The sequence below is a fragment of the Novosphingobium sp. FW305-C-111 genome, assembly GCF_058783565.1.
In genome coordinates, this window is the sequence record NZ_JBYSYP010000003.1 from 43,267 (window position 1) to 62,970 (window position 19,704).

Annotated in this window: 25 protein-coding genes; 21 read left to right on the forward strand and 4 right to left on the reverse strand. The window is 67.5% G+C overall.

All coding sequences use genetic code 11. The features are described from left to right. Positions 1–36: 36 nt before the first annotated feature. Both AC3WLD_RS04335 and AC3WLD_RS04340 read right to left on the reverse strand, forming a co-directional pair. Positions 37–345: a hypothetical protein gene (locus AC3WLD_RS04335; RefSeq protein ID WP_492555701.1), complete on the reverse strand. Its 309-nt coding sequence runs from the start codon at positions 343–345 to the stop codon at positions 37–39. A gap of 22 nt (positions 346–367) precedes the next feature. Next, the gene (locus tag AC3WLD_RS04340; RefSeq protein WP_492555702.1) at positions 368–958 is read right to left on the reverse strand and encodes a Pycsar system effector family protein; all 591 of its coding nucleotides are present in this window, start codon (positions 956–958) and stop codon (positions 368–370) included. 160 nt (positions 959–1,118) lie between these two features. Here AC3WLD_RS04340 and AC3WLD_RS04345 point away from each other — a divergent pair, with 160 nt between their 5' ends. The 3 genes from AC3WLD_RS04345 (at position 1,119) to AC3WLD_RS04355 (ending at position 4,409) form a co-directional block, all read left to right on the forward strand. Then, positions 1,119–1,358, forward strand: a complete 240-nt coding sequence (locus AC3WLD_RS04345) for an acyl carrier protein (protein ID WP_492555703.1) — start codon at positions 1,119–1,121, stop codon at positions 1,356–1,358. Positions 1,359–1,484: 126 nt separating this feature from the next. Continuing rightward, a complete protein-coding gene (gene spt, locus AC3WLD_RS04350; RefSeq protein ID WP_492555704.1) occupies positions 1,485–2,735 on the forward strand; it encodes a serine palmitoyltransferase in 1,251 nt (416 codons plus the stop codon). 72 nt (positions 2,736–2,807) lie between these two features. Next, positions 2,808–4,409: a tetratricopeptide repeat protein gene (locus AC3WLD_RS04355; RefSeq protein ID WP_492555705.1), complete on the forward strand. Its 1,602-nt coding sequence runs from the start codon at positions 2,808–2,810 to the stop codon at positions 4,407–4,409. Here AC3WLD_RS04355 and AC3WLD_RS04360 read toward each other — a convergent pair. Together AC3WLD_RS04360 and AC3WLD_RS04365 are read right to left on the reverse strand one after the other, a co-directional pair. Next, a complete protein-coding gene (locus AC3WLD_RS04360) occupies positions 4,402–4,671 on the reverse strand; it encodes an usg protein (protein WP_492555706.1) in 270 nt (89 codons plus the stop codon). The genes AC3WLD_RS04355 and AC3WLD_RS04360 overlap by 8 nt on opposite strands. 63 nt (positions 4,672–4,734) lie before the next feature. Further along, positions 4,735–5,370, reverse strand: coding sequence for a YqaA family protein (locus tag AC3WLD_RS04365; protein WP_492555707.1), 636 nt, complete (start codon positions 5,368–5,370; stop codon positions 4,735–4,737). A gap of 209 nt (positions 5,371–5,579) precedes the next feature. Here AC3WLD_RS04365 and AC3WLD_RS04370 point away from each other — a divergent pair, with 209 nt between their 5' ends. From AC3WLD_RS04370 to AC3WLD_RS04455, 18 genes are all read left to right on the forward strand, one after another. Then, complete coding sequence (locus AC3WLD_RS04370; protein WP_492555708.1) at positions 5,580–6,083, forward strand: hypothetical protein; 504 nt, start codon at positions 5,580–5,582, stop codon at positions 6,081–6,083. Further along, on the forward strand, positions 6,073–7,422 hold the full coding sequence (locus tag AC3WLD_RS04375) for a DNA-packaging protein (RefSeq protein WP_492555709.1): 1,350 nt from the start codon (positions 6,073–6,075) through the stop codon (positions 7,420–7,422). The genes AC3WLD_RS04370 and AC3WLD_RS04375 overlap by 11 nt, the downstream gene beginning before the upstream one ends. Before the next feature lie 101 nt (positions 7,423–7,523). Then, entirely contained in the window at positions 7,524–8,684 is a 1,161-nt protein-coding gene (locus AC3WLD_RS04380; protein ID WP_492555710.1) for a phage portal protein, read from the forward strand. Next, a complete protein-coding gene (locus AC3WLD_RS04385; RefSeq protein ID WP_492555711.1) occupies positions 8,681–8,989 on the forward strand; it encodes a DUF6127 family protein in 309 nt (102 codons plus the stop codon). Before AC3WLD_RS04380 ends, AC3WLD_RS04385 begins: the two co-directional genes overlap by 4 nt. Further along, positions 8,986–9,444 (forward strand): HK97 family phage prohead protease, encoded by a 459-nt coding sequence (locus AC3WLD_RS04390; protein ID WP_492555712.1) that lies wholly within the window; start codon positions 8,986–8,988, stop codon positions 9,442–9,444. The genes AC3WLD_RS04385 and AC3WLD_RS04390 overlap by 4 nt, the downstream gene beginning before the upstream one ends. 129 nt (positions 9,445–9,573) lie before the next feature. Further along, a complete protein-coding gene (locus AC3WLD_RS04395) occupies positions 9,574–10,713 on the forward strand; it encodes a phage major capsid protein (protein WP_492555713.1) in 1,140 nt (379 codons plus the stop codon). A gap of 125 nt (positions 10,714–10,838) precedes the next feature. Beyond that, positions 10,839–11,384, forward strand: coding sequence for a head-tail connector protein (locus AC3WLD_RS04400; RefSeq protein WP_492555714.1), 546 nt, complete (start codon positions 10,839–10,841; stop codon positions 11,382–11,384). Continuing rightward, on the forward strand, positions 11,381–11,542 hold the full coding sequence (locus AC3WLD_RS04405) for a hypothetical protein (RefSeq protein ID WP_492555715.1): 162 nt from the start codon (positions 11,381–11,383) through the stop codon (positions 11,540–11,542). Before AC3WLD_RS04400 ends, AC3WLD_RS04405 begins: the two co-directional genes overlap by 4 nt. A gap of 3 nt (positions 11,543–11,545) precedes the next feature. Further along, positions 11,546–11,935 (forward strand): DUF3168 domain-containing protein, encoded by a 390-nt coding sequence (locus AC3WLD_RS04410; protein WP_492555716.1) that lies wholly within the window; start codon positions 11,546–11,548, stop codon positions 11,933–11,935. A 23-nt stretch (positions 11,936–11,958) separates the two neighbouring features. After that, a complete protein-coding gene (locus tag AC3WLD_RS04415) occupies positions 11,959–12,366 on the forward strand; it encodes a phage major tail protein, TP901-1 family (protein ID WP_492555717.1) in 408 nt (135 codons plus the stop codon). Further along, positions 12,363–12,674 carry a gene transfer agent family protein gene (locus AC3WLD_RS04420; RefSeq protein WP_492555718.1) on the forward strand — a complete coding sequence of 104 codons (312 nt, stop codon included), beginning with the start codon at positions 12,363–12,365 and terminating at the stop codon, positions 12,672–12,674. The genes AC3WLD_RS04415 and AC3WLD_RS04420 overlap by 4 nt, the downstream gene beginning before the upstream one ends. After that, positions 12,671–12,868, forward strand: coding sequence for a phage tail assembly chaperone (locus tag AC3WLD_RS04425; protein WP_492555719.1), 198 nt, complete (start codon positions 12,671–12,673; stop codon positions 12,866–12,868). The genes AC3WLD_RS04420 and AC3WLD_RS04425 overlap by 4 nt, the downstream gene beginning before the upstream one ends. Then, a complete protein-coding gene (locus AC3WLD_RS04430) occupies positions 12,861–13,442 on the forward strand; it encodes a tail tape measure protein (protein WP_492555720.1) in 582 nt (193 codons plus the stop codon). The genes AC3WLD_RS04425 and AC3WLD_RS04430 overlap by 8 nt, the downstream gene beginning before the upstream one ends. 9 nt (positions 13,443–13,451) lie before the next feature. Next, positions 13,452–15,791 (forward strand): DUF2460 domain-containing protein, encoded by a 2,340-nt coding sequence (locus AC3WLD_RS04435; RefSeq protein ID WP_492555721.1) that lies wholly within the window; start codon positions 13,452–13,454, stop codon positions 15,789–15,791. Next, positions 15,788–16,609, forward strand: a complete 822-nt coding sequence (locus tag AC3WLD_RS04440) for a phage/gene transfer agent baseplate hub protein (protein ID WP_492555722.1) — start codon at positions 15,788–15,790, stop codon at positions 16,607–16,609. Before AC3WLD_RS04435 ends, AC3WLD_RS04440 begins: the two co-directional genes overlap by 4 nt. Beyond that, positions 16,606–17,001 (forward strand): NlpC/P60 family protein, encoded by a 396-nt coding sequence (locus AC3WLD_RS04445; RefSeq protein ID WP_492555723.1) that lies wholly within the window; start codon positions 16,606–16,608, stop codon positions 16,999–17,001. Before AC3WLD_RS04440 ends, AC3WLD_RS04445 begins: the two co-directional genes overlap by 4 nt. Positions 17,002–17,007: 6 nt before the next feature. Beyond that, the gene (locus AC3WLD_RS04450; protein WP_492555724.1) at positions 17,008–19,197 is read left to right on the forward strand and encodes a phage tail protein; all 2,190 of its coding nucleotides are present in this window, start codon (positions 17,008–17,010) and stop codon (positions 19,195–19,197) included. 17 nt (positions 19,198–19,214) lie between these two features. Beyond that, on the forward strand, positions 19,215–19,667 hold the full coding sequence (locus AC3WLD_RS04455; RefSeq protein ID WP_492555725.1) for a DUF2793 domain-containing protein: 453 nt from the start codon (positions 19,215–19,217) through the stop codon (positions 19,665–19,667). The last annotated feature ends 37 nt before the right edge of the window (positions 19,668–19,704 follow it).

Here is a 19,704-nt window from a genome sequence, read left to right on the forward strand (position 1 = left end):
CGGCGGTGTGCATCGGGGGCGCTGGATCAGTGCGCTTCACTTCCACCTGAAAAACTTAACCGACTTCACGTAACCGCAATATATAGAATAAATGAGCAGGGTCACTCCCAAGGCTACCGCCTGCGCTTCGTTTCCAATTACCGTCCCGTGAGACAGGAACAACAAAACGCCGTATAGTGGAAATATAAACGTATAGGTCCACAACGCTTCGTGAAGGATTTTTACTTTCGGAAGGTCGATCCCCGTCAAGTGCCGGTACTGGATGCGGGTTTGCGCCGGCATCACATATTCAACAACGATAATCTCAATGGCCGTTACAATCACAGAGACAAGGATATCGACCATCTGGTGATTGCACCTTTACGCGTCACCCCATCAACGGCAGCGCATGCTCCAGCACAAACGTCACCACCGTCAGGCACAGTCCCGTCATGAACAGCTTGTAGGCATAGGCGAGGTACTTGTATTTCTTGCGCTGGAGGACCTGGCCGTTCTGGTAGATGTCGTGGAGCATCGTGCGGAAAATGGTCTCGTCGGCCTTCAGCTCGTCGAGGATCGAGCCGACCCACTCGTTCTCGTCCATGTGCGTGAAATAGCCGAAGAAGAGCTTGTTCGGCGTGGAACCCGCGACGTTCTTCGCGCCGGGGCGGCTGACCGAGGGGAGCACCGCATAGACCGCGCTCATCGCCGAGAGGAATGCGAAGAGCGCGAGCACCGAGAGCGACCACGGCATCGAGCCGTTCTTGGCCTGGCCGATCGAGATGGTGAAGACGAGGAACGTCGCGCCCATCAGCAGCGAGGCTTTCGCATCGGCCATCTGGCTCAGCGTCAGGTTGATCTGCTGCGAGGTGCGGACGAGGTGGATCGCGTGGTTCGAATAGCCGCTGGGGCTGGGCATCGAGGGCGCCGCCACCGGCTTGGGTGCATCCGTGCCCGGGCCAGAGCCTGCATCCGCCATGATATTCCCCCGTTTTCCCGCTTTTCGCTTCGGGTCAAGGGGATGACACAGAACCGTAACGGTTGACAAGGACGCGCGCTGGCCGCTTTTCAGCCGCAATCGTCTGGCAGGGCGCGCTTCCACCCGCGCGTTCTGTCTAAAGGACCGCATGGAGAACACGATGGATCGCGCCGCTACCGCCGAAAAGATCGCCGAGCTGATCGGCCCCTTCAACAAGAAGGGCGTTGCCATCACCGACGCCACGACCTTTGCCGGCGACCTCGAATGGGACAGCCTGACCGTGATGGACTTCGTCGCGGCGATCGAGGACGAGTTCGACATCATCATCAGCATGAACCAGCAGGCCGAGATCGAGAACTATGGCCAGCTCGTCGACGCGGTGGTGAAGCTGCAGGGGTGAGCCCTGCCATGCCCCTCTTCAATCGTCATTGCGAGGTCCGCAGGGCCGCGGCAATCCAGCGCGCCGCTGTGGACTGCTTCGCTGCGCTCGCAATGATGGCGTAACGAAACAACCGGCAGGAAGACCATGACCGAAGGCATCGACGAAGCCGACCGCCCGCAGCCCGTGACCGGCGGCGCGCCTGATCTGTTCGCGAAGTTCGATCCCCTGATCGAGCAGCGCCGCGCGCTTCTCGCGACCGGGGTCGAGGATCCGTTCAACCTGGTGATGGAGCGCGTGCTCTCGCCGACCGTGGCAGTGTGCAACGGGCGCGAGACGATCCTGCTCGGCACCTACAACTACATGGGCATGACTTTCGACCCGGACGTGGTCGCTGCCGGCAAGCAGGCGCTCGAGGACTTCGGTTCGGGCACGACCGGCAGCCGCGTGCTCAACGGAACCTATGCTGGCCACCGCGCGGTCGAGGAGGCGCTCAAGGAGTTCTATGGCATGGATCATGCCATGGTGTTCTCCACCGGGTACCAGGCCAACCTCGGGATCATCTCGACGATGGCGGGCAAGGGCGACTACATCGTCCTCGACATCGACAGCCACGCCTCGATCTGGGACGGCTGCAAGCTGGGCGATGCCGAAGTCGTGCCGTTCAAGCATAACGACATCGAGGCCATGGAGAAGCGCCTGCGCCGCATTCCCGAGGGCGCGGGCAAGCTGGTGATCCTCGAAGGCGTCTACTCGATGCTGGGCGACATCGCCCCGCTCAAGGAGATGATCGCCGTCGCCAGGAAGCATGGCGCAATGGTGCTGGTCGACGAGGCGCACTCGATGGGCTTCATCGGCCCCAACGGGCGCGGCGTGGCGGAAGACCAGGGCGTGCTCGACCAGGTCGACTTCGTGATCGGCACGTTTTCCAAGTCTGTCGGCACGGTCGGCGGCTTCTGCGTTTCGAACCACCCGAAGTTCGAGATCCTGCGGCTGGTTTGTCGGCCCTATGTCTTCACCGCCTCGCTCCCGCCGAGCGTCGTCCACACTGCGGCGACCTCGATCCGCAAGCTGATGCACGGCCAGAACAAGCGCGCCCACCTGTGGGAGAATTCAAGGACCCTGCACAAGGGGCTCAAGGACCGCGGCTTCCAGCTCGGCACCGAAACCCCGCAGAGCGCGATCATCTCGGTCATCATGCCCGACCTCGAGCGCGGCGCAGGCATGTGGGAGGCGCTGCTCAAGGAGGGCCTCTACGTCAACCTCGCCCGGCCCCCGGCCACGCCGGCCAACATGACCCTGCTGCGCTGCTCGCTCTGCGCGGAGCATACGGCGGAGCAGGTCCAGACGATCATCGGCATGTTCGAGCGGGCGGGGAAGGCCGTGGGGATCATCTGATCCCGGCCGGTTGCGCGCTCAGCGCAATCTGTCATCCTCGCCCCGGAGTTTTTTGGTCGGGGGGTACCAGCGATGAACCTGCACCGTGTGCTGCCGTTACTGGCCGGCGCCGTCCTGCCATTCGCCGCGTTGGCGCAGGACGCGGCGCCGGTGCCGATGCCCGAGCATGTCGACCATGCCGCCGCGGGGCACGGCGACGACCATAACCATGGGGACATGATCGCGCCCAGGGTGGCGACGCTGCTCACCGGCTATGGTGACGGCGGGTTTGCGATCACCACGTCGGTGCCGCAGGCGCAGGCGTTCTTTTCCAACGGGTTGGAACTGGGCGCGGCCTTTGCCCACACCGCCGCCGGCGAGGCGATGGAAGAGGCGGTGCGGCTCGACCCGGCATGCGCCATGTGCCTGTGGGGCGAGGCGCTGGTGAAGGGGCCGACGATCAACTTCGGCAAGGACAAGGCCGAGCGCAAGCCGCTCGCTGCGCTGGTCAGGCGGGCGAAGAAGCTGGCGAAGAAATCCGGCACCCCTCGCGAGCGCGTTCTCATCGCCGCGCTGGACAAGCGCTACCACGGCGATCCGGTCAAAGCCGACCGCGCCTATGCGCTCGTGATGCGCGACCTCGCCGCGAAGTATCCGACCGACAACGAGATCGCGGTGCTGGCGGCGGACGCGCTGATGGTCGCATCATTCCAGTACCAGGGCGAGGGCTACGAGAAACCGCTGATGGCCGATGCCGAGCGACTGCTCGAGGCCGTGCTGGCCCGCGCCCCCGATCACACCCCGGCGATCCATTTCTACATCCACGCCGAGGAGGTCCTGGAAGCCAACGCCAAGGCCGAGCCCTATGCCGACAGGCTCGCCCGGCTCGCCCCCAACGCGAGCCACCTCGTCCACATGCCCTCGCACACCTGGTATTGGCTGGGACGGTACGAGGATGCGGCGCAGACCAACCGTGCCGCAGTCGAGATCGGCAAGGCCAATGCCCGGAGGCTCGGCTTGTCCGACCCGACCGGGGTGTGGGACCTGCCGTACCATGCGCACAACGTGATCTTCGGACTGGGCGGCGCCCTGATGGCAGGGAACGCCGACATCGCGCTCGAACTCGGCCGGCCGCTCGCCGAGCGCGCCGGGACAGACGAGGAAGGCGGACCGATCCGCCAACTCCTTGCTTCCGCGGGCTACTGGGCGCTTGGCCGCTTTGCCGGCGAAGCGGAGATCATGGCGCTCCCCGAGCCGAAGCTGCCCTATTACCGGGCGGCATGGCACTATGCCCGCGGCGAGGCTCTGGCGCGCAAGGGCGACGCGGCAGGGGTGAAAGCCGAACTGGCAGCAATTCCGGAAACTGCCGTGACTGGCGAACCGGACCGTGCCCACCGCGCGCCAGAGCAGATGATCGGCATCGTCCGCTCCGTCCTTTCGGGCCGGATCGCGATGATCGAAGGTCGCCCTGCGGATGCCGCAAAGGACTTCGCCAGGGGGGCCGAGATCGAGGAGACGCCGGACTTCTCGCAATTCTCCGACCCGCCCGCCTTCTGGTACCCGGTCCGGCGCGACGAGGCGGCGGCCCTGCTGGCGGCCGGGGACCGCGATGGCGCGAGGCGAGCGGTCGAAGCCTCGCTGAAGCTGCGGCCGAAGGATCCCGTGGCCCTGGAGCTTCAGTCCCGGCTCAATTGATCCGGATCACCCCGTCGACCGCGCGCCATTCCTGCGGGCCGATCAGGTGGTTGTGGGCGACGCGGACCGAATGGATCGCGGCCTCGATCTCGCGCCGCCAATGGTCGAGGAACCGCTCGAGCCGGGGGAAGCGCGGGGCCACGTCGTACTGCTGCCAGAGGAACATCTGCAGCAGGTTGGGGTGATCGGGCATGTAGTAGTGGATTTCCACGGTCGAGAGGCCGTAGCCCTTCATCTGCATCAGGAAATCGCCGTTCGCCATAGTCCTCCTCCGTTCGGGTGAAAGCCATGTCCGACCGGATGATTTGCCAAAGCGGACTCGCCGTCAAGGGGCGGCGTGGGCGACCGCCTCGCACTTGCTGCTGGTGCTGCTGCTTCCGCCCGACAGCATCGTCGCGGCGATGAACCCGCCGATCACCAGGACCACGAACGCGGCGGTGACGAGGCCGAGGTACTTGTCGATGAAGCGCTTGATCGGCGCCCCGAACAGGCGGAACAGCACGCCCACGATCATGAAGCTGATCGAGCGGGAGACGATGCTCGCGAGGATGAAGGTGCCCAGCGGCATCGCGATGAACCCGGCGGTGATCGTCAGCAGCTTGAACGGGATCGGGGTCGCACCCTTGATCATGATGATCTCGGCCCCGTACTCGCGCAGGTAGCAGGCCGCCTTGGGGAAGCTTTCGGTCAGGCCGAGCAGGGCGAGCAGCTGGGTGCCGATCGTGTCGTAGAGGAAATGCCCGATGGCGTAGCCGAGCAGGCCGCCGGCGACGGAGGCCAGCGTGGCGACCGCGGCAAAGCGGATCGCCTTCTTCGGTTCGGCCAGGCACATCAGGCCGAGCAGCGGATGCGGCGGTATCGGGAAGAAGCTCGCTTCCATGAAGCTGAACAGCGCCAGCCACCATTCGGCATGGGGGTGGGCGGCCTTGGCCATGGTCCAGTCGTAAAGGCGGCGCAGCATGGGAACTCCCGTCGTTTGCGCCAGTGACTAGCGGCGCTTCGGCAGTCTGTCAGCAACCCAATTGCTGCACCCGCGAAAAGTCGTTTAACCAAATAGGCACTTTATCATTGACATCGTCACGCTGTTTGGTTAGAGAAGCGGAACATCGCGATAGACCGAGTCGCCTTTGCGGCTCCGGCAGCGTTTCCCAGAACTAGGACAAACCTTGCATGGCCATGCCATCATCGACGCCCGGCAAGCGCCGGACGAAGATCAGCGCCAAACTTGCGAGCGAGGAGACCAAGAGCAACCGCCATTGGCGTAGCGAATTTATCTCGGCGCTGGCCGAGACATCGAACGTGACTGCGGCGGCGCAGGCGGCAGGCATTCACCCCAGTCGTGCCTACAAGGTCAAGCGGCTGGAGCCCGACTTCGCCCGCGATTGGCTGGGCGCGCTGATCGAAGGTTATGATAACCTTGAGATGGAGGTCCTTCATCGGCTGCGGTTCGGCGAGCCCAAGGATGCAGACCGCAAATTCGACAATGCCACGGCCATGCGCCTGCTTGCCCAGCACCGCGAGATCGTGGTCCGCGAGCGGGCGATGCGCGAACATGAGGACGTCGAGGCCGTCCGTGCCTCGATCGATCGCAAGATCGCGCAGATCAAGGCCCAGGTCATGGCCCGGCGCGCAGCCGAGGCGGCCTCACAGCAGGGCATTGCCAATGGCGGATGACCAGCACTGGGAGATCGAAGGCGATCCGCTCGGCTGGTTTGCCTTGATGAACGAGGGCGAAAAGGAAGATTTGCTCAAGCTGTTCGAGCCGGCCGAGAACCGCGAGTTTCACTTCAGCTGGAAGCTCTGGGGTCGTGATGCCCAGGTGCATCCGCCGGGCGATTGGCGCGTGTGGCTGCTTATGGCGGGTCGCGGGTTCGGCAAGACCCGGGCCGGAGCGCAGTGGGTGCAATGCATCGCGGAAGCGGATCCCGCAGCGCGGATCGCATTGGTGGCCGGAAACCTGGGCGAAGCCCGTGCGGTCATGGTCGAGGGTGAAAGCGGTATTCTGACCGCTTCGGCTCCCTGGCGGTGTCCCGACTTCGAACCGTCGCTGCGGCGACTGGTCTGGCCGAACGGGGCGCAGGCCTTCCTTTATTCGGCCGGCGAACCCGAAGCCCTGCGCGGACCGCAACACAGTCATGCCTGGTGCGACGAGATTGCCAAATGGGACAACTCCAACGGCAAGGCGCTCGCCGCATGGGACAATCTGCAGATGGGCCTGCGGCTTGGCGACGACCCGCGCGTGCTGGCGACAACGACGCCGCGCGCCGTAGCGCTGGTCGCGCGATTGCTCCGTGAGGCGAAGGACGGAAGCGTCGTGGTCACCCGGGGATCGACTTACGACAACGCCGCTCATCTGCCGGCGCGCTTTATCGCGGCCATGCGCAAGAATTTCGGGGCAACCACGCTTGGTCGGCAGGAGCTCGACGGCGAGATGATCGAGGACCTGCCCGGCGCGCTGTGGACGCGGGCATTGATCGAGCGATGCCGCGAACCGGCCCCGCCGCCGATGCGGCGGGTCGTGGTCGGGGTCGATCCGCCGGCCAGCGCGGCGGGTGACGCCTGCGGCATCGTGGTCTGCGGGCTGGGCGAAGACGGTCATGCCCGCGTGCTCGCGGACGCCTCGGTCGAGAAGCCGAGCCCGGAGCGCTGGGCCCGCGCCGTCGCCGAGGCGGCGCGGTGCTGGCAGGCCGACCGGGTCGTCGCCGAAGCCAACCAGGGCGGGGCAATGGTCGAGGCGGTGCTGCGTGCCGCCGACGCCGCGCTGCCGCTGCGGCTGGTCCATGCCAGCCGCGGCAAGGTCGCCCGGGCCGAGCCGGTCGCGGCGCTCTATGAAGCGGGCCGGGTGCGCCATTCGGGGTTGTTCGCGCGGCTCGAGGACGAGCTGTGCGGACTGCTCCCGGGCGGATCGTACCACGGCCCCGGCCGGTCGCCGGACCGGGCCGATGCCTGCGTCTGGGCCCTCACCGAGCTGATGCTCGGCCGCGCGGGCGAACCGCGCGTGTGGTTCGACTGATGTCATCCCGGACCTGATTCGGGACCGCTGGCCGCCGGCGCGACTTTGCTTTCGGTCCCGGGTCGAGCCCGGGACGACGATTTCACATCGAAAGGATGCACATGTCCTTCCTCCAATCGCTCGCCGCCGCGTTCAAGGGCGGCGAGGCGCCACAGCGTCCGCCGCTGGGACGCAGTTTCGTCTCGCCCTGGCTGTCCGCCGACTGGCGCTCCGGCCAAGCCCCCTTGCCGTTCAACTATGGCGCGGCGGTGCGCGAGGGGTATTTGCGCAACCCCGTGGCGCAGCGCGCGGTTCGGCTGGTGGCGGAAGGTGTCGGCGGCGCGCCGCTGGCATCGTCGGACGACAAGCTGCTCGCCCTGGTTTCGGCGACGAGCGCCGGGCAATCGCTGATCGAAACTCTCGCCGCGCAGCTTCTTCTGCACGGCAACGGCTATGTCCAGGTGCTGCGGGACGCGGACGGCAAGCCGGTCGAGCTGTTCGCGCTGCGACCCGAGCGGGTGACGATCCTTCCCGATGCCGACGGCTGGCCGGCCGCCTTCGCCTACAAGGTCGGTGAGAAGGGCCTGACGATCGACGCGGTGGATGAGATGGGCGAGCCCAACCTCATTCACATCAAGGGCTACCACCCATCGGACGACCACTACGGCGCGGGCTGCCTCGACGCCGCCGACGAGGCGGTGGCGATCCACAATGCGGCCTCGATGTGGAACCGCGCACTGCTGGAAAACGCGGCGCGGCCCTCCGGCGCGCTGGTCTATGACCCGGGCGACGCCGGGGCGACGCTGACGACCGAGCAATTCGAGCGGGTCAAGGGCGAGCTCACCGCCGCCTATGCCGGGCAGGCCAACGCCGGGCGGCCGATGCTGCTCGAGGGCGGGCTCAAGTGGCAGGCGATGGCGCTGACCCCGGCGGACATGGACTTCGCCACGCTCAAGGCCGCCGCCGCGCGCGACATCGCGCTCGCCTTCGGGGTGCCGCCAATGCTGCTGGGGCTGCCCGGGGACGCGACGTATGCCAACTACCGCGAGGCCAACCGCGCGCTCTGGCGGCTGACCCTGCTGCCGCTGTCGGGCAAGATCCTCTCGGCGCTTGCTGAGGGGCTCGCCCCATGGTTCCCGCAGGCTTCGCTGGCCGTGGACCTCGACCGGGTGCCGGCGCTGGCCGAAGACCGCGAAAGACTGTGGGCGCAGGTTTCTGCCGCCGACTTCCTCTCCGCCGATGAAAAGCGCGCGCTTCTTGGCATCGGCGAGGTGACGCCATGACCCGCGAGGACATGCTCGCCCGTCTGATCGCGCAGGCCCAGTCGGAAGGCGGCGATCTCGTTACGCTTCGGGCGGTCGTCGAGGAAGCCAGCGACCTCGGCGCGGCCCGCGTCCTTGCCCGGATGGGGCTGTCGGATGCGGGCGCCAAGGACGACCTCTCCGAACTGCGCGAACTGCTCCAGGCGTGGCGCGATGCCAAGGCGAGCGCGTGGAAGGCGGCGATCGAATGGGCGGTGCGGGGCATTCTCGCGCTGCTGCTGGTGACCATGGCCGTGCGCTTCGGCGCGGTGGAGATGCTGCGATGAACCCTGTCTTTACCCGAGTTTCCGACCAGCCGGTGGCCGGTCCCGATGCCGCGCCGGTGCGCTTTGCCGGCTATGCCGCGCTGTTCGACAAGCGCGACGCCGGCGGCGACGTGATCCGCCGCGGCGCCTTCGCCCATGCGCTTGCCCAGCGCGCGGCGAGCGGCGAGCCGTTCCCGCTGTTCTGGCAGCACCGCCCCGACCGCCGGATCGGCTGGGTCGACTACATCGCCGAAGACGAAAAGGGCCTGCGCGTGATCGGCCGGTTCGACAATCCCGAGCACCCCGCCGCCAAAGCGCTGAAGGACGGCGCGGTCAGCGGGATCAGCTTCGGCTACCGCGCCACCGAGGCCGTCCAGAACGGCCGGACCCGCGAGCTGCGCCAGGTCGACCTGTTCGAGGTCAGCCTGGTCACACACCCGATGCAGCCGCTCGCCCGGGTCCACCTGATCGCCTGAAGACCGCGCCCCCGCGAAAGCGGGGGCCTCACCTGCCCTGCCACCAGCGGGGCGCAAAGCCGACCGAGGCCCTCGTTCTGGCGGGGGCGCGGTGTGTCCGCATGCCCACTGAAAAGGACCAACCCACACATGGATAATTTCATCCCCGCCGAGCCGCTCGCGGCTTCGTTCGACATCGTCGCCCGCCAGGACGCGCAGGACAACGCGATCGCTGCGATCAAGTCCGACGTGGACGAGGTCAAGGGCCGGCTCGACCGCGTCAGCCGTGCCGCGGCCCGTCCGCCGCTTGCCGGGGCCGCCGGCCAGCCGAGCCCCGAACTCAAGGGCTTCGTCGACGGCTACCTTCGCACGGGCCGCGAGACCGAGCTGAAATCGCTGTCGGGCAGCGTCCCGGCCGACGGCGGCTATGCCGTGCCGCGCGAGATCGACGCGATGATTGGCCGCCGCCTGCTCGAAATCAGCCCGATCCGCTCGATCGCCCAGGTCGTCCAGGTCGGCTCGGCTGGCTATCGCAAGCTCGTCTCGACCGGCGGCACCGCCTCGGGCTGGGTCAGCGAAACCGCCGCGCGCCCGGAAACCGCCTCGCCCAAGTTCGCCGAGATCGCCCCGCCGACCGGTGAGCTCTATGCCAACCCGGCGGCCAGCCAGGCGATGCTCGACGACGCCGCGTTCGACCTCGAAGCGTGGCTCGCCGGCGAGATCGCGACCGAGTTCGCCCGCGCCGAAGGGGCCGCCTTCATCAGCGGCACCGGCGTCAACCAGCCCAAGGGCTTCCTCGGCGCGCCGGTCGCCAGCACCGGCGATAGCGTCCGTGCCTTCGGCACGCTGCAGTTCGTCGGCTCCGGCAATGCGACGGGCTTCGACGCCAACCCCGACGCCAAGCTGATCGACCTCGTCCACACCATGAACGCGGCGCATCGCCAGGGCGCGAGCTGGGTGATGAACTCGGCCACCCTCGCCCAGGTCCGCAAGTTCAAGACCGCCGACGGCGCGTTCATCTGGCAGCCGGGCCTGGTCGAAGGCCAGCCCGACCGGCTGCTCGGATACCCGGTGATCGAGGCTGAGGACATGCCGGACATCGCCGCGAACGCCTTCCCCATCGCGTTCGGCAACTTCCGCAACGGCTACCTGATCGCCGAGCGTTCCGCGACCACGATCCTGCGCGATCCGTTCACCAACAAGCCGTTCGTCCACTTCTACGCGACCAAGCGGATCGGCGGCCAGGTGCTCGACAGCGATGCGATCAAGCTCCTGAAAATCTCGACCTGATAGCCCGCTTTGCGCCCGGCGCGGTCCGCCGCCCCTCCCTGGGCGACCCCCGGGCGCGGCCCGCGGCAGGCTCCCCCTTTGCCTGCCGCGGGCACCCTTTCCCTTCCCTTTGACCGGAGATTGCCATGAAGCGGGCAATTGTCGTACCGCCAACGCTGTCCCCGGCGGCGCTGGCCGAACTCAAGGCGTGGCTTGGAATTTCGACGAGTCGCGACGACGCCGAACTGACCCGCCTGCTCGGCACTGCGCTGGAGCTGTGCGAGGGTTTCACCGGGACCCTGCCGCTGCAGGCCGGATGCGAGGAACTGCTCGCGCCGTCGAGCGAGTGGCAGGACCTCCAGGCGAGGCCCGTCCAGGCGATCACTTCGGTCGAGAGCGTCGGCCTCACCGGCGCGCGCGTGCTGCTCGCCGCTGCCGATTACGAGATCGACCTGCTGCGCGACGGGACCGGACGGGTCCGGCTGCTGCGCGGGGACCTGGCCGGCCGGATCGCGGTCCGGTTCACGGCCGGCCTTGCCACAGACTGGACCGACCTTCCCGAAGCCCTGCGGCATGGACTGATCCGGCTCGCCGCGTTCCAGCACCGCGCCCGCGAGAGCGAGGCCGCGACCGGCATGCCGGCTGCCGTCTCCGCGCTATGGCGGCCATGGCGGCGGATGCGCCTCGCATGATGATCGAGACCGCCGTCGATTTCGGGACGCTAGCGGCACGGCTGACGGCGAAGGCGGGCGAACTCGCCCGTGCCCGCGCCGTGCTGATGAGCCGTCGCCGCGATGCCCGCCGCTGGCGCTCACCCGGCCTGCTGTGGCCGCTGTTCGGACTGGAGTGACCGATGGAACTCGTCTTTCGGGCCGCGCTGCTGGCGTGGCTTGCCGCCGATCCTGCACTTTCGGGCTCGCTCAATGCCATCGTCGAGGAAGCGCCTTCGCGCACGGCCTTGCCGTGGCTGGCGCTGACCGCGAGCGCCAGTGCGGACTGGAGCGCCAAGGATATCGCGGGCCGCGAGGTCCGGGTCGCGCTCGAACTCAACTACCGCGGCGACGATCCCCTGTCGGAAGCGGCGCTCGTCGGTGCGGTCGAGCGGCGGGTCGAGAGCCTGCCGATGGCGCATGACGGCTTCCGCATCGCCAGCCTCACCTTCCTGCGCGCCCGCGCCGAGCAGCGCGGCGAAGCGCGCCGCGCGCTTGTCCTCGAATACCGGGCGCGCGTCCTCGCGGCCTGACCTTCCACAAAGGAGAATCACCTATGGCAGCCCAGAAAGGCAGCGCCTTCCTGCTCAAGATCAGTGACGGCGCGACCCCGCCGGTCTTTTCGACCGTGGCGGGGCTGCGCACCACCCAGATGTCGATCAACGGCGAGGCCGTGGTCATCACGACCAAGGATTCCGGCGGCTGGCGCGAGCTGCTGACGGGTGCAGGCACCCGCTCGGTCTCCGTGAGCGCGGCGGGAATTTTTCTTGGCAGTGCGGCAGAAGGGCAGATCCGGTCCAACGCGCTATCGGGTACCATCGACAATTACGAGCTGTCGTTCGAAGATGGCGAAAAGCTGCGCGGCCAGTTCCTGATCCAGCGGCTCGACTACTCCGGCGACTTCAACGGCGAGCGCAACTACGCGCTGACCCTCGAAAGCTCGGGCGTGGTGGCGCCGGCGTGAGCGGAGCCAACCCGCATCGCGGCGAGGCCGTGCTGGTCCTGGCCGGCACGAGCCACGTCCTGCGGCCGACTTTCGCGGCCCTTGTCGCCGCCGAGGAGGAACTGGGCCCGCTGTTCGCGCTCGTCGAACGGGCCAGCGCGGGCCAGCTCCGCCTTTCCGAACTGGTCGCCCTGTTCTGGCACTGCCTGCGCGACCGCGAGAACATGACCCGCGAGGCGTTTGCCGAGGCGGTGGCGGCCGCCGGGCTGGCCCGCTGCACCGCGCCGCTGCGTGCGGTGCTCGTCCAGATCCTCCAAGGCGGCGGATGAGCGAGCGGTTCGGCACGGCGGCGACGCGGCTGTCCGGCCAGGCGGCGATCCTGCTCGGCTGGACGCCGCCTCTGTTCTGGGCCGCGACGCCGGCAGAGCTCGCCGCCGTCCTCGCTGCCCTATCCCCGCCCGCCGGCGACGGTCTCGACCGGCGGACCCTCGATGCCCTGATGGAGCGCGAACGCGATGGATGACTTGTCCCAACTGGTGGTCGAGGTGCGGGCCAGCACGTCCGGCTTCACCAATGACATCGCGCAGATGCGCAGCAGCTTCGATTCGATCCTGGTCGACGGGTTTACCCGCGCAGGGGATACGCTCGAGCGCGGCCTTCTGGGTGCGATCCGGCGTGGCAGCCTCGGCTTCGACGACCTCAAGCGCATTGCCCTGAACACGCTCGACGAGATCGCGGCACAGGCGCTGCAGATCGGCCTCGGTTCGATCGGACTTGGCGGTGGAAGCGGCGGCGGCGGTCTTGGCGGGGTACTCAACCTTGGCGGCCTGATCGGCTCGATCTTCGGCTTGCCCGGCCGGGCCACCGGCGGGCCGGTTGCACCGGGCCGCGGCTACCTCGTCGGCGAGCGTGGACCGGAACTGTTTGTCCCGACGTCGTCCGGCCGGGTGGTGCCCAACGCGGGAACGGGCGGCGCGCGCGACGTCAACGTCTCGATCCGCGTGGTTTCGCCGCAAGGCAGTTCCGCGCCGGAAAGCCTCCGCCGATCGAGCCGCCAGGTCGCCCAGGCGGTCAAGCGCGCGCTCTCCGAATACTGAGGGAATCCGATGACCTACTGGCTCGCCAAGCGCCGCACGGTGCAGCAGGCGGACTTCATCCAGCGCTTCGACCCGCGCTTCTGGACGGTGAACTTCCCGCGTCCGGCCATTGCGGCGGTCACCACGCCGGCTCCGGACACCCTGCGGATCGACGCGGTATTCCAGAAGAGCGACGACCTCGTCGGGGTCATCTGGGAAAGCGAGGACAAGTGGGATCACCCGCTTCTCGCCTACGAAACGCGGAGCGACTATTCGCGCCTGACCCTGTCGTTTCGCTGGCGTTCGGCAGGCCTGATCCCGCTCGATTCCGTCAACGGCCCCACGCTGACGATCGAGGGACGCGACGCCGCCGGTGCGGCGCGGACGTGGTACGTGCGGCTGTGGAACTATGCCGAGGGCTCGCCGACCGACGCGCGGGTGACTTTGCCGTTCTCGGATCTCGCTGGCGGCTTCCTGCATCCTGGCGAAGCCGACCCGGTCCACCCTGCCGACATCGACCGGCTGTTCGTCTCTCTGGTTTCCCCGGGCTATGATCCGGCCAGTCCGACGCCGTTCGCCGTCGCCGCAGTGGGCTGGGCGGAACTCAGCGAGATGTCCTGCCAGGGACACGAGCCGATGCTTGCCATCGGCGACGTCATGGTCCCGCCGCACGGCCTGTCGATCTGCACCGGCTACGACGACGCCTATAACCAGACCCCGGCACGGCTGCTGCGGACGATCCGCGGGCTCGGCTATCGCGGGTCGATCAACCACTACATCGGCATGAGCCATTTCTACCGCCTGTCGCCGGACGGTGCGGGAGGGTTCGTCGTCGATCCCGCTCTACCGGCATTCAACGCGGCAGCCGAGGCCTGGCACGACGAGTTCTTCCGGCTCGCAAAGGCTCGTGGACATACGGTCATCGGCTCTCAGTCGTACGAGGTGCTGGCGCAGAACTGTCCGGCGGCGTGGCAGCAGCGCTACGTGGACGGAACGCCGGCGCGCACGGGCTGGGTGCCGCCTTCGGCCCTGCTTTCCCCGGCCAACAGCGCCGCGCAAGCATGGCTTGCCAAGGTGGCGGTCGCGCTGGCGGCCATGCTCAAGGCTGCGGGCTTGCCGGTACGATACCAGGTCGGCGAGCCGTGGTGGTGGACTGCATCCGACGGGCGGATCGCGCTCTATGACGACGCGGCAAAGTCCGCGTTCGGGGGATCGCCGCCTGCAATTGCAGACTTGCGCGATGCTTCGCTCTCCTCGGCGCAACTCGCGCTGCTCGATGAGGCCGGTTCGCTGCTTGCCCAATCGACGGCTGCGCTTGTCGCCGCGGTGCGCGCCGTACCGGCCCCGGCACCGGCCGAGGCCTTGCTGCTCGCTTACCTGCCGACCGTGCTGGATCCAGCCATGCCGGAGGCGCGGCGGGCGAACCTTCCGGCTGGCTGGGCTTCGCCCGCGTTCGACGTCCTCCAGATCGAGGACTACGACTGGGTGACCGGTCAGTTCGAGGCCTTGCACGAACAGGGCCGGGCGATCGCCGAGGCGCGGCTGGGGTATCCCCGAAACAGGCAGCACTACCTGTCCGGTTTTGTCCTCGATCCCGCCGACGAAGCGCAGTGGGCGGCGATCGACAGGGCCGCGAGCGAAGCCCGCGACCTCGGCGTGGTCGAGACGTTCGTCTGGGCGCTGCCACAGGTCTGCCGCGACGGCTTTACCCGCCTGCCCGACCTTCCCGAGGACGACGAGATGCAAGCTTTCGACGATCTTTCCTATCCCCTGCCGCTGGGTCGGGGAACGACCATCGCGCCCGAATTCTCCACCCAGGTCATGCTCACCGCGTCGGGCCATGAACGGCGCAACAGCCTGTGGTCGAATGCCCGCCTTCGCTTCGACGTCGGGCCGGGCATCCGCTCGGAATCCGAACTGGGTACGCTGGTCGCTTTCTTCCGCGCTCGCCGCGGCATGGCGCGGGGCTTCCGGCTCGCTGACCCTTCGGACTTCAGTTCAGCGGGCATGACCGGGACGCCGTCCGCGCTGGATCAGGTGCTGGGCACCGGAGACGGCGCACGGGCTTGGTTCGAGCTGGTGAAAGCCTACGGCGCGGGCGAGGATGCGCAGCCGCGGCGGATCACGAGGCCGCGGGCCGGGACGATCCGGGTCAGTGTGGACGGCGTCGAGACAACCGCCTTCTCGCTGGAGTCCCTCGGCACGATCCGGCTCGAAACCGCACCGCCCGCCGGCGCCATAGTCCGGGCCGGCTTCGAATTCGACGTACCTGTCCGCTTTGCCGACGATCGTCTCGACATTTCCAGCGCCGCATTCGCTGCCGGTGAAGCCCCCAGCGTTATGCTCGTCGAAATCAGGGAAGACGCATGACCCGCGCGTGGTTCGCCAGCTCGCTGGAGACGGTTGCGACATGGTGGCGGATCGAGCGGACCGATGGTGTCGCGATGGGCTTTGTCAGCCACGACCGTGATCTCGCCTTCGCCGGCGTGGTCCATCGCTCGGCACCGGGCATGGTTCCGTCGGCGATCCGGATGTCGGCCGATCTCGAGCCTGACAGCGCGGAAATCAGCGGCAGCCTGTCTCATGACGCGATCCGCGAGGACGAACTGTCGTGCGGCCGCTTCGATGGCGCGCGCGTGGCGACCGGACTGGTCGACTGGGAGACGCTCGAACACGAGACGATCTATTCCGGCACGATCGGCGCGGTCAGCCGCGACGGGAACGGCTTCTCGGCCGAGCTGGAATCGCTCAAGGCCCTGCTCGACCATGAACCGGTCGCCCGGACGGCTCCCACCTGCCGCGCCGAGTTCTGCGGGCCGGGATGCACGTTGTCGGCATCTCGCTTCAGCCATGAGGTCGAGGTTCTCGAGGTTTCCGATGATCGTGCGTCGCTCAGGCTTTCATCGCCGGTGGCGGCTTCGCAAGCCGTAGACGGGACCTTGCGTTGGCTCGACGGACCGGACGCTGGCGTCCCGCTGCGGATCGAAGGGGCCGCGGGCGAATGGCTGTCGATCGAGCGCGAGATCGATCTCGCGATCCAAGCCGGCGCCCGTGCGGAACTGCGCGAAGGTTGCGACCATACGCTGCAGACCTGCAGCGGGCGTTTCGGCAATGCCATCAACTTCCAGGGCGAGCCCTTCCTGCCGGGCAACGACCTGCTGACACGTTATCCGTCTCCGCAGCCATGAGCATGACCTTGGCCGAAGCGGCCGTGTCGCTCGTCGGCTCGCCGTTTCGGCTGCATGGGCGCGATCCGGAAAGCGGTATCGATTGCGTGGGATTGGTCGCGGCCGCGCTCGAAATGACCGGCAGGACGGTCCACCCGCCGCGCGGCTACTCGATGCGGACCACGCGGATCGAGCAATTCCTCGGTGCTGCAGCCGCCAGTGGTCTCGAGCCGGCCGTGAGCCACGGAGACATCGTGCTGGTCGCGGTCCACGCGCTCCAGCCGCACCTGCTCGTGCGCGTCACCGGTGGCTACGTCCACGCCCATGCCACCCTCGGCCGGGTGACGTTCCTGCCCGAACCGTTGCCTTGGCCGGTGCTGCGGCAATGGCGGCTGGCGACTTCCAAGGACTGATGCTTCATGGCTACGCTACTCCTTACCGCCGTCGGAACAGTTTTCGGTGGACCTTTGGGCGGCGCAATCGGCGCGCTTGTCGGCCGTCAGGTCGATGCGGCGATCTTTGGCGGACGCAACGTGGACGGGCCTCGGCTCAAGGAACTGGGCGTCCAGACCTCCAGCTATGGTTCGGCGCTTCCCCTTCACTTCGGCACCATGCGCACCGCCGGCTCGGTGATCTGGGCGACCGACCTGGTCGAGCACCGCAAGAAGCAGGGTGGCGGCAAGGGGAGGCCGTCGGTCACGAGCTACACCTATACGGCATCTTTCGCGGTTGCCTTGGGCAGCCGGCCGATCGGTGCGATCGGCCGGGTCTGGGCAGACGGCAACCTCCTGAGGGGGACGGCCGGCGACCTCAAGGTCGGCGGTGTGCTGCGTTTCCACTCCGGTTTTGGCGACCAGGCTGCCGATCCGATCATCGTCCAGGCAGAGGGGGCAACGCTTTGCCCGGCCTTTCGCGGGACGGCCTATGCCGTCTTCGAGGACCTCGAACTCGCCGAATTCGGCAATCGCATACCTTCGCTGACCTTCGAGGTTTTTGCGGATCCGGCCGGATCAAGCGTGGCCGACGTGATCCATGCGCTCGCACCCGAGGTTTCGGTGGACGGGCTCGAGATGGCGATGACGGGTTTCACGGTCGATCGCGGCACAGTCGGCGACAGTATTGCCACCTTGGCCCAGGCCTTCCCGCTGTCGTGCAATGCCTGGGGCGAAGACTTCGCCATCTCTGGCGGCGAGGTGCACCCTGCGGGGGTCTTGCCGATGCTGCCGGAGCCGGCGCGTTCACGCGACGATTCCGAACCCGGCCATTTTGCCGGGACCAGCGGCAAACGGGCCGCCCGCCCGAAGGCCCGGGTCTGTGCCCTGCGTTACTACGACACGGGCCGCGATTATCAGCCGAGCCTGCAGCGGGGCAGGGGGCGTGCTTCGCCCGGCGACATTGCGGTCACCGACTTGCCAGCCGCGCTGTCTTCCGAAGTCGCCCGTGAACTGGCCGACGGTGCGAGCCGCCGGACTGCGGATGCCCGTGAAGGGGCGCAGTACCGGATCGCGACGATCGACCGCCGGTTCGCGCCTGGGTCGATCGTGGCGATGCCCTCGAGACCGGGGGCCTGGCGGGTCGAACAGTGGGAGTGGCAAGCAGACGGGGTCGATCTGCGCCTGACCCGCCTACCGCCCCGGCCGGCATTCACCGCTGGAGCGGCGGACCCTGGCAGGGCCAATATGCCGCTGGATCTCGTGGCCGGGGCGACCCGCCTCGCGGCGTTCGAGTTGCCTTGGGACGGGAGCGGCAGCGGGAGCGAACCCGCGATCTTCGCAGCGGCTTCGTCGGCAAGCGCGGGCTGGAGCGGCGCGGCGCTTCTGGTCGAGCGTCCTGGCGGGGTCTTGGTATCTCTCGGCGGGACGGGAAGGCGCCGCGCCGTCATCGGCACTGCGGCGGCTCCCCTTGGAGCGGCCAGTTCGCATTTTCTCGACTTGCGCTCCGCCATCGATATCCAGCTGGTCGGCCAAGACCAGTCGCTTGGCGAAGCGGATATCGCCCAGCTCTTCGCGGGCAGCAACAAGGCGCTCGTCGGAGAGGAGATCGTGCAGTTCGGCCAGGCCGAACCAATGGGCGGCGGGCGCTGGATCCTGTCCGGACTTCTGCGCGGTCGCGGTGGAACTGAACATGCCATCGCGGCGCACCAACCGGGCGAGACGTTTGTCTTGCTCGACGATGCGCTCGTTCCGATTGAAGCCCAGGCAGTGGGTGACGCGGGTCACGCCACGGTGCTTGCGAGCGGTGTCGGAGACCCGACGCCGGCAATGGCGGCCATTACCTCGGCAGGCGCAACTCTTCGTCCGCTGTCGCCGGTCCATGGATCGCTGGTCGTTCGTTCCGATGGTGGACTCGAACTTAAATGGATCCGGCGAGCGCGGGGAGCGTGGACCTGGCCTGACCAGATCGAAGTGCCGCTCAACGAAGAAACGGAGCTTTGGGACGTCCGGCTGATCTCTTCCGGCCAGCTGCTTTCGTCCTGGCAGCCGACATCGCCGAACCTGACCCTGCCTGCAGCAGACGTCGCAGCCGCTGCAATCGGCGCCACCATCGAAGTGCGGCAAGTCGGGCGAAGTGCGCTTTCGCTTCCCCTCGTTTTTGGCCTGCCTGGCTAACCTGACTGGAACCTCTCATGCCTGATCCCTTGTCCTTCCCCGGTACCACCCCAAGACTTGCCTTGCCCCTGCTTTATGCCGGGCAGGCGCAGAAAGAGGTCACGGTCAACGAGGCGCTTCTGCGCGCAGACTTCCTGCTCCACGGGGCCATCGAGACAGAACTGGCGACACCGCCTGCCGACCCGGACGTGGGCGCGCTCTGGCTAGTGGCATCTTCGCCACAGGGTGCGTGGGCGGGTCAGGACGGAAAGCTTGCCGGCTGGAGCGAGGGAGGCTGGCGATTCATCGCTCCACAGTTCGGCATGAGGCTGCTGGACCGGGCGAGAGGTGCGTTTCTTCTCTACGACGGGGAGTGGCGAGTCATCGTCTCACCCACGGAAGCCAGCGGCGGAGCGGTCATCGACGTGGAGGCACGGGCATGCCTGTCTGGCCTGATCGCGGCGCTTCGCTCTGCCGGTATTTTCACATAGGACCGGGAACCGATCCCGCCACAAGGCATTTCCCCGG

Bases quoted from the DNA above. Each gene is read 5' to 3' on its own strand.
- AC3WLD_RS04335 (WP_492555701.1), bottom strand. From the start codon at position 345: ATGGTCGATATCCTTGTCTCTGTGATTGTAACGGCCATTGAGATTATC.
- AC3WLD_RS04340 (WP_492555702.1), bottom strand. From the start codon at position 958: ATGGCGGATGCAGGCTCTGGCCCGGGCACGGATGCACCCAAGCCGGTG.
- AC3WLD_RS04345 (WP_492555703.1), top strand. From the start codon at position 1,119: ATGGATCGCGCCGCTACCGCCGAAAAGATCGCCGAGCTGATCGGCCCC.
- spt (WP_492555704.1), top strand. From the start codon at position 1,485: ATGACCGAAGGCATCGACGAAGCCGACCGCCCGCAGCCCGTGACCGGC.
- AC3WLD_RS04355 (WP_492555705.1), top strand. From the start codon at position 2,808: ATGAACCTGCACCGTGTGCTGCCGTTACTGGCCGGCGCCGTCCTGCCA.
- AC3WLD_RS04360 (WP_492555706.1), bottom strand. From the start codon at position 4,671: ATGGCGAACGGCGATTTCCTGATGCAGATGAAGGGCTACGGCCTCTCG.
- AC3WLD_RS04365 (WP_492555707.1), bottom strand. From the start codon at position 5,370: ATGCTGCGCCGCCTTTACGACTGGACCATGGCCAAGGCCGCCCACCCC.
- AC3WLD_RS04370 (WP_492555708.1), top strand. From the start codon at position 5,580: ATGGCCATGCCATCATCGACGCCCGGCAAGCGCCGGACGAAGATCAGC.
- AC3WLD_RS04375 (WP_492555709.1), top strand. From the start codon at position 6,073: ATGGCGGATGACCAGCACTGGGAGATCGAAGGCGATCCGCTCGGCTGG.
- AC3WLD_RS04380 (WP_492555710.1), top strand. From the start codon at position 7,524: ATGTCCTTCCTCCAATCGCTCGCCGCCGCGTTCAAGGGCGGCGAGGCG.
- AC3WLD_RS04385 (WP_492555711.1), top strand. From the start codon at position 8,681: ATGACCCGCGAGGACATGCTCGCCCGTCTGATCGCGCAGGCCCAGTCG.
- AC3WLD_RS04390 (WP_492555712.1), top strand. From the start codon at position 8,986: ATGAACCCTGTCTTTACCCGAGTTTCCGACCAGCCGGTGGCCGGTCCC.
- AC3WLD_RS04395 (WP_492555713.1), top strand. From the start codon at position 9,574: ATGGATAATTTCATCCCCGCCGAGCCGCTCGCGGCTTCGTTCGACATC.
- AC3WLD_RS04400 (WP_492555714.1), top strand. From the start codon at position 10,839: ATGAAGCGGGCAATTGTCGTACCGCCAACGCTGTCCCCGGCGGCGCTG.
- AC3WLD_RS04405 (WP_492555715.1), top strand. From the start codon at position 11,381: ATGATGATCGAGACCGCCGTCGATTTCGGGACGCTAGCGGCACGGCTG.
- AC3WLD_RS04410 (WP_492555716.1), top strand. From the start codon at position 11,546: ATGGAACTCGTCTTTCGGGCCGCGCTGCTGGCGTGGCTTGCCGCCGAT.
- AC3WLD_RS04415 (WP_492555717.1), top strand. From the start codon at position 11,959: ATGGCAGCCCAGAAAGGCAGCGCCTTCCTGCTCAAGATCAGTGACGGC.
- AC3WLD_RS04425 (WP_492555719.1), top strand. From the start codon at position 12,671: ATGAGCGAGCGGTTCGGCACGGCGGCGACGCGGCTGTCCGGCCAGGCG.
- AC3WLD_RS04430 (WP_492555720.1), top strand. From the start codon at position 12,861: ATGGATGACTTGTCCCAACTGGTGGTCGAGGTGCGGGCCAGCACGTCC.
- AC3WLD_RS04435 (WP_492555721.1), top strand. From the start codon at position 13,452: ATGACCTACTGGCTCGCCAAGCGCCGCACGGTGCAGCAGGCGGACTTC.
- AC3WLD_RS04440 (WP_492555722.1), top strand. From the start codon at position 15,788: ATGACCCGCGCGTGGTTCGCCAGCTCGCTGGAGACGGTTGCGACATGG.
- AC3WLD_RS04445 (WP_492555723.1), top strand. From the start codon at position 16,606: ATGAGCATGACCTTGGCCGAAGCGGCCGTGTCGCTCGTCGGCTCGCCG.
- AC3WLD_RS04450 (WP_492555724.1), top strand. From the start codon at position 17,008: ATGGCTACGCTACTCCTTACCGCCGTCGGAACAGTTTTCGGTGGACCT.
- AC3WLD_RS04455 (WP_492555725.1), top strand. From the start codon at position 19,215: ATGCCTGATCCCTTGTCCTTCCCCGGTACCACCCCAAGACTTGCCTTG.